Origin of the sequence: Sporosarcina sp. P3, from assembly GCF_002743415.1 — a bacterium.
GTDB classification, from domain to species: Bacteria; Bacillota; Bacilli; order Bacillales_A; family Planococcaceae; genus Sporosarcina; species Sporosarcina ureae_A.
This window is the reverse complement of the sequence record NZ_PDZE01000011.1, coordinates 1-11,969: the sequence shown is the minus strand read 5'-3', so window position 1 is coordinate 11,969 and position 11,969 is coordinate 1. Positions and strand designations below refer to the sequence as shown.

Here is an 11,969-nt window from a genome sequence, read left to right as displayed (position 1 = left end):
AATTCTGCACAGAAAAACACAAAAGTCCAGTAGAACACGGTATACTAGTAAAGAATAAAGACAGGAGGAGCAAAAATGGCGATCACTATTTACGATGTAGCAAGAGAAGCGAACGTATCGATGGCAACGGTTTCACGTGTAGTGAACGGCAATCAAAACGTGAAGCCGGCGACTCGCAAAAAAGTATTGGACTGTATTGAACGATTGGGATACCGGCCAAACGCTGTCGCTCGTGGACTGGCCAGCAAGCGTACTACGACGATTGGGGTAATTGTCCCGGATATGTCTAAGAGTTACTACGCCGAGCTATCCAGAGGGATTGCAGACGTTGCCACGATGTATGAGTACAATATTATCATCTCCAACTCGGACAAGAGTACTTCTCGAGAAGTGGAGTTGTTCGAAGACCATTTAGGTAAGCAGGTAGACGGGCTGATCTTCATGAGTGATTCTATTTCACCTGAAGTACGTAAAGAAATGAAAACAGCGAATGTTCCAATCGTCTTGGCAGGAACGTTGGATTTTGAAACCAATTTACCCTCTGTCAATATTGATCATGAACAAGCCGCATATGAAGTAACGAAGAGATTGATCGACAATGGCCACAAGCGTATTGCATTTGTTTCGGGACCGTTTACGCGTGACATCAATCGTGTGTGCAAGCGTGTAGGGTATATTCGTGCGTTGGAAGAAGCGGGAATGACGATTGATGAGTCATTGATCGTGGAAACCGATAATACGTATGACGATGCGTACGAAAGCTGGAATGTACTAGGTAAGCTTTCTGATCGACCAACGGCTGTCATGACGAGTAGTGACGAAGTCGCAATTGGTATTATGAATGGTGTGCGGGATGAGGATCTTAGAATTCCTGAGGATTTAGAGATCATTTGTTTCCAACACTCTATTCTTGCGCGTATTGTTCGTCCGCAGTTGACTGCGATTGTCGTGCCATTGTATGACCTAGGTGCCGTATCGATGCGTTTGTTGACGAAGTTGATGAATGAAGAAGAAGTGGAAGAAACCGAAGTTGTACTACCTTACTATTTGGAAGAGCGACAGTCCGTTAAGAAGTGAGGTAGGAGTCGGTATCTGTAACGAAGGTTAAGTAGCGTTGTGTGTTACATCTAAAATACTACTACCTTATAGTTAAAAAATATACGAACAAAAAGCAACTTATCAAGAAGATAAGTTGCTTTTTTTCTAGTTTTTTCGAATGACGTGCAAAGCTCTCGTCAGCATTTGTTCGTTCTTTTCGTTGATGTCTTTTTTACGGGGGACTGGTTCATATAAATCCTCAGGGTCTTCCCACGTCTCGATAAGGGAAACGGGTGACTCGGGTTGCCATTTGTTTAGCCAAGCCTCTGGGAGTCGACCAGTGGGTGTCGGGATGTCCTTCATAGTAAGCCAGAGGTGCGACCACGCGCGAGGTACTACACGCCATATATCGTATCCACCGCCGCCTATGGCAATCCACTTGCCATCACAGAATTCGTCCGCTAGTTCTTTTGCTAGTTTCGGAATTTCTTCGTAGATCTTCATGGTGCTATACAGATGCGTAAGTGGATCGAAGTAATGCGCATCTGCTCCATTTTGGGTAAGAATGACGTCAGGCTTGAAGTGTTCCGCTACTTCTCGTAAGGCAGTTTTATAGATATACAAGAAAGATTCGTCTTCCGTAAATGCATCTACAGGGAAGTTGAATGACGTGCCATAACCTGCTCCATTTCCTCGTTCCGTCACGTTGCCTGTCCCGGGAAATAAGTAGCGACCTGTTTCGTGAATGGAGAATGTACAGACATTCGGGTCATCGTAAAACGTCCACTGCACGCCGTCGCCATGGTGCGCATCGGTATCTACGTATAATACGCGCGCGCCATATTTTTGCTGTAAGTATTTAATCGCTACTGAACTATCATTATAAATACAAAAGCCAGAAGCTTTTCCTTGGAAGCCGTGATGCAAGCCGCCACCGAGGTTCAGCGCATATCGTGAACGACCTTCCATTACTTCTTCAATCGCTGTAAGTGTGCCACCCACAAGCAATGCACTCGCCTCATGCATACCGGTGAAAAATGGTGTATCTTCCGTGCCGATTCCATAGATACTACCGATATTTTCGTTGACATCTCCCTGGCTCGCTTTTTTTACGATTTCGATATATTTTGCGTCATGAGCCAGAAGCAATTCTTCGTCTGTGGCTGTGCGCGGTACAACAATATCATCAGGCTGAATCGTATTCATTTCGTCTAGTAAATCCTTTGTTAAAAGGATTCGCTTTTGATTAAAAGGGTGGGTATCCGAAAATTCATAGTTTAGTTGGTCAGGAGAAAAGACAAAACTCGCTTGTTTTTTCATACGCCTATCTCCGGTTCACTTGGCCAAAGAACTTCGAATCCTTGCTTTTTTAATCCTTCGATAATCGGAAGAGGGTTCATTCGCTTAATACGGATCGCTAGGATTTTGTACTCTTCATTATCTTGATAAGGATAGACGAGCACACTGAGTACATTTGTATTGTGGTCGTGAAATACTTTAGACGCTTCATACAAAATACCAGGCGTGTTCGGAACGCGAATTTGAATATGTGAACTTGGCTGATTGGCACCTGTTAATTCAATATAGTTATAGAGTAAATCGGTTTTAGTCAGAATGCCGACTAGCTGATAATTAGAAACGATGGGTAAACAACCAATTTCATACGTATAAAACATTAATGCAGCTTCTTCCGCAAAGTCCCGCGGATGACCGATTAGCAAATCGGTTTTCATGATTTTATCGAGTGTTGTTTCATAAAGTGAAGGTTCCAATCTTTCCGAAATGCTAGAAGGAGAAGCTTCTTTAACGTCACGGTCTGTCACTAGTCCTTCGATCCGCCCATCTTTTACAATCGGGATGTGGCGGATACGTTTCTCCTTCATCAGCTGTACCGCATCTGCAATCGTATGCGTAGAATGAAGCGTAATTACGTCTTTTTTCATAATATCCTGTATTAGCATGATCATTCCTCACTTTCAGTAATTAACACGGTGTTTGAAACGGACACGATCAAAGCGTTCGATGGATTGTTGATCGACTCGATTTCCGATTCTCGCCATTAGCGCATTGGCAGGGTGGGAAGAGACTTCAGGATCGTCGGTGGAGAAAAATTCCAAACCGCCTGCACGCATCATTTTCTCCATCATGTTGCGATAGTCCCATACGTTCAAACCAGTGCCTTTTAAATCCCAGTGCCAATAATATTCAGTCGTAATAATAATATAATCTTCCATGGCATCATCCAGCATCGATAATTCCAGTAAGGATTTACCGATACGAGCACCGCGATAAGCAGCCACCACTTCAACGGCGCCTAGTTCTATTAAATTATCCATATCGGCTTCATACCAGCGTTCGAGTGGATCAGGATATAAAAATGTAACATATCCAACAATCATATTATCGATTCTCGCAACATTGATCCGGCCTTCAGGGAACGTAGCGATTTTCACTAGTGCTTCTTGTTGTTGTTTAGATGGACGGAATGCTTTCAATCCCTCATGAAATTCAAACGAGGCCAGTCGCTCCGATGAAACAGGCCCTTCAATGACTAGCTCACCTTCTTCATGCGGAAATGTCCTGGAAAAGTAGGTCTTTTTATGTTCCACATAGTTCACCTCTTCCTAATATTTCTACTCGTTGTACGCTCAAGTAGTTGCTGGAAGTTCGATACGTATTGCTCTGTGTTAAGTATACAATTGATCGAGTGGAAAAGTATATTATTATCATTAAATCACAGAATTGTCGGTAATTATAATTGGAGTCATAAATAATAAGTGAAGAGAAGAAAAAATGCAATGAATTAGAGATGACAGTCTTCCATTCACTTCAGCAAAGTCCTGTATAGACAAAACAAAACCGGATGACAGTATAGACATGTCATCCGGCTCGTTAGTTATTCCTTTGCTGCAGGCGCTGCATCCGGCTTGGGTTCCGGTGTAGCGTCTGGCTTCGTTTCTGGTTTTGTTTCTGGCTTTGGTTCTGGTGTAGCTTCCGGTGCAGTTTCCGGTTTCGATTCAGTATTTGTCTGCGGTTTTGCATCCGGCTTCGCTTCTGGAGTTGTCGTTCCCGGTTTCGTTCCAGAATTCGTATTTGGTTTCGGTTCTGGCTTTGGTGCAGGTGCAGCATTGGTTACCGTGTTTGAAGGTCCTGATAGCAGGCCGGTAATATCTACTGCGCGCACGTAATATGAACCATATCCGATTTTGTACGATCTAGAAGCCCCGTCACGAACTGTACCGATTCTGACGCCGTTTTGATAAATGTAATAACCGATTACATCATTTGAAGAGGAGCCGGTCCATGTAAGGACGGAACCATTTTGTCCTGCCGATACGGCTGCAGGTGGCACATTGTTTGCAGGGAATGTTGATCCTGCAACACTGTTTGAATAAGCACCACGACCTGCAAGTAGTTTGGACGCATCTCCGCCCAATCGTCCAAGCATGCGCTTGCCATATTCAGTAGTTACGCCAATTCCTCCTGATGTAACAAATTCACGTGGAGTAGAAGCTAGCGCCTGGTAGAGTTTACCATTCACTCGAACGGCCGAAGAGGAAACAATACTGTCATCCACTTTTGTCGGCACCATCTTTTTCGAATTAAATAAATCCGATCGGACAAGTCCAGCTGCTGCACATGCTTTGGAAGGAGCAAGTCCCGATATACCACAGAACGAACGTGTGACAACGCCGTTAGGGCGCTTGAAAGTTTCTTTCGCTTTAATGGTTTCTGGTATAACGGCATTGGCTGTATTCATCAATTGTCCGTATAATCTGGCTGTCCGCTCTGATGGATGCATTTGACCACTGTTGTAGCCGTGATATAACGGAGTGTTTTGGTTTTTATAGCCCAACCATACACCAAGAGATATATTTGGATTATAGCCGACAAGCCAAGCGTCTCCGTAATGCTGAGATGTTCCTGTCTTAGCGGCTAAATCAGGTCGGAAATTCATCAATCCAGGTAATCTTGCAGCTGTACCATTTCCTTTTAATACATCGCGCATCATATCGGTGATGATATAAGAAGTTTCTGGGCTGAATACTTCCACTGGTTCAGCTTTGTGTTCAAATACAATATTACCATCCATGTCTTCAATTCGTTCGATCATATATGATTCAATGAATTGACCACCGTTGGCAAACGTCGCAAATGCATTCGTATTCTCTTCAACTGTTACGCCATGCTTTAATCCGCCAAGTGATGCGGCAGGGACTTTAGCATCTTCATCGGTAACTTTCGAGAAATTCATTTTCTTCATGAATTCAATTGGCTTTCGATCAAAGATTTGGTTATATAGTCGACCTGTTGACAAGTTTTGTGAACGAGCTAAAGACTCTCTAGCAGATAGTACACCAAGCTCACGGTCGAAATAGTTTCCAGGTTTCCAGCCGGCCCAATTGAATTTCACATCAACGAGCGGACTTCCTGCACCGATTACGCCATATTCAATAGCAGGTGCGTAAACTAGCAAGGGCTTAATAGAAGATCCATTTTGTCGGAAAGCTTGAGTCGAGTGATTCAATGCTTCGAGTTCGTAATCACGTCCACCAATGAATGAAAGGACTTTACCTGTATGGTTCTCAATCATCGAGGCACCCACTTGAACAGGATTTTCTTTCGTAATCGTTTTGCCTGACTCTTCATCCACTGTTTCGGAAGTATACGTATAGCCGTAGTACTGGAAGCTGTCAGCCACTTCATTCATTTTGTCATATAAATCTTTGTTGATCGTGGAGTAGATCCGATACCCATCTGTACGCATGGAACGGTCTGCCATGATTTCGTATTTTTCCTTGATCTTGGAATCTCCTTCAAAACGGTCTGCATCGATGCCATCTTTTTCAGCTAAAACTTCAGCTAAAATTTCGATTGTGCGATTTTGAATTTCCTGCGTGACATACGGATAACGTTCCGTTGCACGGCGTGAAGGTTGTCTAAAGTCTTTCGTTACGTCGTAAGCTTTCGCTTCCTTCCATTCTGCATCCGTAATATATCCTGCATCACGCATTCTGAACAATACTGTTTTCATTCGGTTGACACCGTACATAAGTTTTTCCCGTTCTTTAATTCCTTGATTTTTACTGTAGAATGGCGTGTACGTATAAGGAGCTTGTGGAATACCCGCAATATAGGCAGCTTGCGGTAAACTTAAATCAGCGGCTTTAATGCCAAAGATTCCACGTGCAGCTGTTTCGATGCCTGCGATATTTTGTCCCATCACATCACGACCATAAGGAATGATGTTCAAGTACGCTTCTAGAATTTCGTCCTTTGTCATGAAATGTTCCAAGCGCATGGCCAACAAAATTTCTTTAGCTTTACGTTCATACGAGACTTCATTCGTCAAAATCTGGTTTTTCACCAACTGTTGAGTGAGTGTCGATCCGCCTGTCTGACTGTCCGAGTTCGTAACATCTTGGAATACACCACGGAATATCGCTTTTGGCACGACACCTTTATGTTCCGCGAAGTATTCATCCTCAGTAGCGAGCACAGCATCTATTGCATACTGGTTGACTTTGTCCAGCGTAATTTGTCGGCGCTCGATATCCGAGTTGATCTTGCCTAGATACACACTGTCTGCAAAGTACATTTCAGATGTTTCTTCATACGTAAACACCTGATCTCGAAGCTCTTCTTTAGAACGTAACGGTTCTTTCGCAACGAGAGAAGCGAAATATCCTGCACCAACTGAACTCGCAAATACGCCCCCGATGACGGCGAAGATTAGGAGTAAAATAAACAAGTTCCAAAGTACGCCGGTTCCGATGCGAAGTTTTTTGGCCCAAGGCTCTTTTTTCGCTTGTTCAAACTTATCTTCAAGCTGCTTAATTCTATTATTCTTTTCGTTGTTCAAAGTTTCTCTCCCCCCAAAAATCCTTCTCATTATATCATAGATTCAAAAGGAAATATGCAATAAATGTTGACTTTCATTGGAAGTTGGGTAAAATTGAACTCATACGAAATTACATGTCGAAAAAACCGAAGTAATGATAGTGAGTTCCGTTCTAGAGAGACAGCGGGTGGTGGAAGCTGTTCGGTGCACTATACATGAATTACAGTTTTGGAGTGTACGTTTTGCGCAACGTTACTGGCGCCTTAAAGCCGGAGAGTTTAGCTCTCAAGCCGGGTGGTACCGCGTTATGAATTACTCAACTAACGTCCCTGCATGATCATTTTGTGATCGTGTGGGGACTTTTTATGTTGAAAATAGGAGGAAATAGCACATGTCGAATGAATTAATGGATGATTTACGTTGGAGAGGTTTGCTATACCAGCAGACGAATGAAGAAGGTTTGGAGAAACTATTAACAGACGAGAAGATTTCTCTATACTGTGGAGTAGATCCAACAGCAGATAGTATGCACATCGGTCATATCGTACCGTTATTAACACTGCGTCGCTTCCAGTTACACGGACACAAGCCGATTCTATTAATCGGTGGCGCTACAGGGATGATCGGGGATCCATCTGGACGCTCTGAAGAACGCCAATTGCAAACGACCGATCAAGTAGAAGATAATGTTCGTGGAATTAAAAAACAACTGGAAATGATTTTTGATTTCCAAACAGAAAATGGCGCGAAACTGGTAAACAACAATGACTGGATCGGTTCCATGTCATTGATCGAATTTTTGCGTGACTACGGTAAATTGCTAAGCGTCAATTACATGTTAGCAAAAGATAATGTGGCATCTCGTCTAGATCAAGGGATTTCGTTCACCGAATTCTCGTACATGTTGATGCAAGGTGCGGACTTCAACCACTTATATGATCACCATAATTGCCGTGTGCAAATCGGCGGATCCGATCAGTGGGGGAATATCACGACAGGTCTGGAAGTCATCCGCAAAATGCATGACGAAGAGGTAAAAGCATATGGATTTACGATTCCGTTAGTAACAAAAGCAGATGGCACGAAATTCGGTAAATCTGCTGGCGGTGCAGTATGGCTCGATGCAAAGAAAACTTCTCCATACGAGTTCTACCAGTTCTGGATCAACGCTGCAGACGCAGATGTTGTAAAGTACTTGAAAATCTTCACATTCTTAAGCCGTGAAGAAATCGAAGCGCTGGAAGTCTCCGTACAAGAAGAGCCACATTTACGTAAAGCGCAGAAGACATTGGCAGAAGAAATGACGCGCCTAGTTCACGGTCAGGACGCACTTGATCAAGCACTACGTATTTCTGCAGCCCTATTTAGCGGTGACTTAAAAGCATTGACTGCTAGCGAAATGAAAGATGCGTTTAAAGACGTACCGACTGTAGAAATGGAAAAAGCGGATCAAAACATTGTAGATTTCATTGTGCAAGCGGGCGTATCTCCATCAAAACGCCAAGCACGTGAAGACATAACAAACGGTGCCATTTCGTTCAATGGAGAACGTATTACAGATACAGCGTTCACAGTAGGGGCAGCGCAACGCTTGGAAGACGCATTCACCATTGTAAGACGTGGGAAAAAGAAATATAGTATGGTGAAGTTTGTTTAACTGGGAGATCACGAATTGAAAAAAGAGTATATGCTGTACGCGATGACGTTAGGTTTAATAGGCAACGCGATTAATGAAATGATCCATGCGGTTGAAGAAAGAAGCCCAGAAGGTGTTAAACGCGCCGCAAAGCTATTTTCTAGTGTAGCGACCACCATGAAAGAAGAAACACCTCCTGACATTTTCGCGATTGAGCATCAGGAATTGGTCGAAGCTTTTACACTGTGGAACGTAGCGAACAAGCAAGCGACCGCTATGCGATCCGAAAACATCGTTGAAGCTGCATCAGCCGCTTTAGACAAGCATGAAGGTTTATTAGTTAGTATCATGGATCGAATATACGATAAGTTACGGAATTAATAGTCGGTGAAAAGGCATCTCTTCGGGGGTGTCTTTTTTGCATTGGAAATAGTAATTCTCTTGATAGAGGGGAAGGGATATGAATGAACTAACGAATTATAGTAAAAGTACCTATGCGTTAAAACAGCTAGAACTGATTAATCCATAGGCACTCTACCTGATTGTGTAATTATTGAATCAACATCTTTTTGATGATGCGAATGTCTGTATCGTGATCATTTACAAGGCGTTGAGTCATGTGCATTTTATCTAATTTTTCTGTATTCTGTGAGACCTGTTCGGTTAAAGCATCAATTTTCTCATCTGTAGAAATGGAGCGTGCATCAAGTTCAAATATAGCCTGTTTCATAAATCTTTGTTCTTCTTTAATAGAAGCAACATCCGTCTTAAGTGAAGAGACATCAGTTTTTAGTGAGGCAACATCCGTCTTGAGTGAAGCAACATGGGACTTTAGAGAAGAAAAGTCAACTTTAATATCTTTTTTAAAGACAGTGAAATCCTGTTCCATGTTTGTCATTTTATCAACCATTAGTTCAAGAAGTTCTCGATCAGTCATATAATACCTCCTACTATTTTTTGTATGTGTGTTTCAATAGGTGTCTAACTGAAATTAACTTACTGTACATTTGATGTCTATCATATCATGTTTTAAATAATTTGTATAGAACATATATTCGTAATGTGGATATTTCTAAAGTAGTCGTGTATGTGATGACTAGCCTGAACGTTAAAAAATACTCAATATAAAAGGATTTTCATTCTTTATGTCGTATACTGTAGGATAGAGGGAAGTGAGAAGTTTGAAAAAGTACAAAGTACATTACCATTTTGCGGGCGCTGAAAGTATTGTAAGAATAGTGGAAGCGGCAGATCAAGAAGATGCATTAGGGATAGCGACTAATTCTCGAAGCAATGATATTGTGTTTACAGATAGTAAAGGAACATTATATAGTTTCTTTTATAGAAACGTACTATATGTTTCAGTTGATGAAGATTGTGCATAACGATCGGAACTATAAAATGATTTCAAAATAAAAAGAGCGTCCATTTTCAGGGACGTTCTTTTTATTTATTCATTCATACTTTACAATGAAACGCTACCTACACATACCGTGTATGATACGTTTCTATATGGTACCACGGACGTATCATATAGAAACGTCAGAGCGTATCAACTTGAAACGACACAGTGTCTCATATTGGGAAGGCCAATAACCAAAGAACTTAAGAACTTAAAGAATTAAAGAAAAGAATAAAGATATTGTCGAGAAGCATCTCGACGTTGAAAATTTCGCTATTAATTTTGTTAAAAATTTTTTTGCATACTTTGTATCCTTTTTGCTTCTCAGCTCTATATAGAGTGTAAAACAACCTGGTAATAGGTTGTAACTTGAAAACAAAATCTACATCTATGTTCAAAAGGGGTGGGAAACTGCTGGAGAAGTAGGAGTGTATGCTGGGTATCCTGCAGGACCGTCGAATCCATTTAACGTTGGAATTGCACAAGGGATTGCTGAACTTCCTTCGTTTTCTGGTATTGGATTAAGAAATGTACTAATAATGGGAGGACTAATTATTGCGATTCATCATACAATGCGCTATACCAAACATTAATATAGAAGAAGCATTGGTAGGCGCTGATGTTGTTTTTGTGACGATTCCCGCAACTGCTCATGCCTCTGTTGCTAAATCATGTGCACCTTACTTGCAAGATGGTCAACTCGTGATTTGAAATCCTGCTGCCTCATTCGGATCGCTTATATTTAGAAAAGTACTAGATGATGTGGGATGTACTGCTGAGGTTACGCTAGGAGAAACTAACACACCACTTTATGGTTGCTGTATTATAAAGTCTGGTACGACGCAGTATTTAGGTTAAAGAATCGTATTTTAATTGCAGCGTTACCGGCAACAGAAACCGATCGAGTTGTAGTAAAATTACAAGAGGCATTCCCACAATTTGAAGCACGTGACAGTATATTAAGTACTAGTTTTGACAATACCAATCCTATTTTACATCCAGCGACGACTATATTTAACACAGGGATCATTGAATCGAATACAGAATGGCATTTCTATGTTGATGGATTTACGCCTAGTATCGGAAAGTATGTACAGGAAATGGATGAAGAGCGCTTGGCAATAGGGAAAGCATTAGGTTTGGATTTACTATCCTGTTTGGAACAGATGGAAGTCGAGTATGACGTGGTTAAAGAGACGTTAGCAGAATCAGTCAGCAGCAATCCCGTTTATCAAGACATCGGCGGACAACATACGCTAGAGACTCGCTACTTAACAGAAGATATTCCGATGGGTCTCATTCCGTTCATTGAACTTGGAAACATGTTAGGACTTCCGACAATTCGTATGCAGACGGCAGCGACGATCGGGCAGTTGTTACTAGGACGGAGTCTAATGGAAGACGCGCGGACGCTTGAGGCATTGGGATTGAAAGGTATGACGGTTGAAGAGATTCTTGAAATTATGCATATGAGTCGGAAGTGAGTATAAAGATATGGAATCCTCAATTTTTGGATTTCTATTTCTTAAAGATGGTAGTTTGCCTTTACGCAAAGACAGAATTTTTCGAAGTGCGTACTTTGCATAATAATAGATTCACGCAAGTCTTGACATTCAAATGAAATTTAGTAGAACACAAAAAACCTCATTGGCCGAGATTTTTCTCAGCTAACGGGGTTTTATTGTTATTGACGAGAGTAGAATTCAATGAGCAATGCTTTGTTGATTTCAGCAGCTAATTCGCTACGCTCTAGAATGTATGATGATTGTGAAATTCATCACCCTTTCGTTTGAAAGCCATAATGACTCCCCACATACTCACTTTAATTAAATGAATAAGCAGTGTATGTGATTTATTGGGAATTTAATTTGGAATTATGTGAAGATAGGCACTACTAAATCAAACTGTAGAAGTTTCTGTAACCGTCAAGTAGAATTCAACAGTTTTCGATAAATAACTTTCAACAGATTTCATCAATTAAGATTCAACACTTCATTCTGTAAAAAGAGTTTTTCTGTATTTCATCCGAATACTATCCTGTTCTTCACTGA

The 11,969-nt window shown here is 41.6% G+C and carries 12 protein-coding genes; 7 read left to right on the top strand and 5 right to left on the bottom strand.

The annotated features are described in order from the left end of the window. The first annotated feature begins 75 nt into the window (after positions 1 to 75). Positions 76 to 1,077, top strand: a complete 1,002-nt coding sequence (gene ccpA / locus CSV61_RS12985; RefSeq protein ID WP_099639556.1) for a catabolite control protein A — start codon at positions 76 to 78, stop codon at positions 1,075 to 1,077. A gap of 126 nt (positions 1,078 to 1,203) precedes the next feature. On the opposite strand, the gene CSV61_RS12980 is transcribed toward ccpA, so the two are convergent. The 4 genes from CSV61_RS12980 to CSV61_RS12965 form a co-directional block, all read right to left on the bottom strand. Further along, the gene (locus CSV61_RS12980) at positions 1,204 to 2,358 is read right to left on the bottom strand and encodes an acetoin utilization protein AcuC (RefSeq protein WP_099639555.1); all 1,155 of its coding nucleotides are present in this window, start codon (positions 2,356 to 2,358) and stop codon (positions 1,204 to 1,206) included. Continuing rightward, complete coding sequence (locus CSV61_RS12975; RefSeq protein WP_099639554.1) at positions 2,355 to 2,999, bottom strand: acetoin utilization AcuB family protein; 645 nt, start codon at positions 2,997 to 2,999, stop codon at positions 2,355 to 2,357. Before CSV61_RS12975 ends, CSV61_RS12980 begins: the two co-directional genes overlap by 4 nt. A 15-nt stretch (positions 3,000 to 3,014) precedes the next feature. Beyond that, the gene (locus CSV61_RS12970; RefSeq protein WP_083032361.1) at positions 3,015 to 3,647 is read right to left on the bottom strand and encodes a GNAT family N-acetyltransferase; all 633 of its coding nucleotides are present in this window, start codon (positions 3,645 to 3,647) and stop codon (positions 3,015 to 3,017) included. 287 nt (positions 3,648 to 3,934) lie between these two features. Then, a complete protein-coding gene (locus CSV61_RS12965) occupies positions 3,935 to 6,901 on the bottom strand; it encodes a transglycosylase domain-containing protein (RefSeq protein ID WP_099639553.1) in 2,967 nt (988 codons plus the stop codon). Between the two features lie 370 nt (positions 6,902 to 7,271). Between CSV61_RS12965 and tyrS the strand changes: the two genes are divergently transcribed. Further along, the gene (gene tyrS / locus CSV61_RS12960) at positions 7,272 to 8,537 is read left to right on the top strand and encodes a tyrosine--tRNA ligase (protein WP_099639552.1); all 1,266 of its coding nucleotides are present in this window, start codon (positions 7,272 to 7,274) and stop codon (positions 8,535 to 8,537) included. 15 nt (positions 8,538 to 8,552) lie between these two features. Continuing rightward, entirely contained in the window at positions 8,553 to 8,897 is a 345-nt protein-coding gene (locus CSV61_RS12955; RefSeq protein ID WP_099639551.1) for a hypothetical protein, read from the top strand. Between the two features lie 169 nt (positions 8,898 to 9,066). Here CSV61_RS12955 and CSV61_RS12950 read toward each other — a convergent pair whose 3' ends face one another. After that, positions 9,067 to 9,453 (bottom strand): hypothetical protein, encoded by a 387-nt coding sequence (locus CSV61_RS12950; RefSeq protein WP_099639550.1) that lies wholly within the window; start codon positions 9,451 to 9,453, stop codon positions 9,067 to 9,069. A gap of 244 nt (positions 9,454 to 9,697) precedes the next feature. Here CSV61_RS12950 and CSV61_RS12945 point away from each other — a divergent pair, with 244 nt between their 5' ends. The 4 genes from CSV61_RS12945 to CSV61_RS12940 all read left to right on the top strand — a co-directional run bounded on the left by CSV61_RS12945 (position 9,698) and on the right by CSV61_RS12940 (position 11,402). Beyond that, positions 9,698 to 9,901, top strand: coding sequence for a hypothetical protein (locus tag CSV61_RS12945; protein WP_099639549.1), 204 nt, complete (start codon positions 9,698 to 9,700; stop codon positions 9,899 to 9,901). A 445-nt stretch (positions 9,902 to 10,346) separates the two neighbouring features. Further along, positions 10,347 to 10,511 (top strand): hypothetical protein, encoded by a 165-nt coding sequence (locus CSV61_RS16625; RefSeq protein ID WP_233193607.1) that lies wholly within the window; start codon positions 10,347 to 10,349, stop codon positions 10,509 to 10,511. Then, positions 10,474 to 10,629, top strand: a complete 156-nt coding sequence (locus CSV61_RS16870; protein ID WP_158233855.1) for an NAD(P)-binding domain-containing protein — start codon at positions 10,474 to 10,476, stop codon at positions 10,627 to 10,629. Before CSV61_RS16625 ends, CSV61_RS16870 begins: the two co-directional genes overlap by 38 nt. Before the next feature lie 104 nt (positions 10,630 to 10,733). After that, on the top strand, positions 10,734 to 11,402 hold the full coding sequence (locus tag CSV61_RS12940) for an NAD/NADP octopine/nopaline dehydrogenase family protein (protein ID WP_099639548.1): 669 nt from the start codon (positions 10,734 to 10,736) through the stop codon (positions 11,400 to 11,402). Positions 11,403 to 11,969: the final 567 nt, after the last annotated feature.

Bases quoted from the DNA above. Each gene is read 5' to 3' on its own strand.
- CSV61_RS12975 (WP_099639554.1), bottom strand. From the start codon at position 2,999: ATGCTAATACAGGATATTATGAAAAAAGACGTAATTACGCTTCATTCT.
- CSV61_RS12950 (WP_099639550.1), bottom strand. From the start codon at position 9,453: ATGACTGATCGAGAACTTCTTGAACTAATGGTTGATAAAATGACAAAC.
- CSV61_RS12980 (WP_099639555.1), bottom strand. From the start codon at position 2,358: ATGAAAAAACAAGCGAGTTTTGTCTTTTCTCCTGACCAACTAAACTAT.
- ccpA (WP_099639556.1), top strand. From the start codon at position 76: ATGGCGATCACTATTTACGATGTAGCAAGAGAAGCGAACGTATCGATG.
- tyrS (WP_099639552.1), top strand. From the start codon at position 7,272: ATGTCGAATGAATTAATGGATGATTTACGTTGGAGAGGTTTGCTATAC.